Here is a 392-nt window from a genome sequence, read left to right as displayed (position 1 = left end):
CGGGCGAGGCGCGCAGGAGGCGGCCCGCCACCGGCCCGGCGAGCCGCCAGGCGTACGGGGCGCCGGCGACCGCGACGGCCGCGCCGGGCACACCCGCCACGCGCGCGGCGGGGGTCGGCTGGGCGGACCCGGGGACCGCTCCGGCGACCCCTGCGGGCGGCACGGCGGCGACCACGCCGACGGCGGCCGGCGCGAGCACCGTGAACCGCAGGTCGCGCCAGGTGGCGGGATCGCCCCACCAGGGCCGCATCCGCTGGTCCTTGCTGGCGTCCCGGCTGGTGCGCGAGTAGGAGTAGCCGTTCCACCAGTACCCGGTGGACAGCCGCGTCACCGGCCCGGCCTGCCGGTAGCCGGCGGGAATGGCGGTGCCGGGCCACCTCGCGACCAGCGAG

1 pseudogene is annotated in these 392 nt (G+C 80.6%); it reads right to left on the bottom strand.

Annotation, left to right across the window (positions count from 1 at the left end):
• Nucleotides 1–392, bottom strand: a pseudogene (locus F0L68_RS43080) (sensor histidine kinase); the annotation flags it as partial.

This window comes from Solihabitans fulvus, assembly GCF_008386585.1.
In the GTDB taxonomy this organism is placed as follows: domain Bacteria; phylum Actinomycetota; class Actinomycetes; order Mycobacteriales; family Pseudonocardiaceae; genus Solihabitans; species Solihabitans fulvus.
Note: the sequence above shows the minus strand (reverse complement) of the source record. Positions and strands in the feature narration are given on the sequence as shown.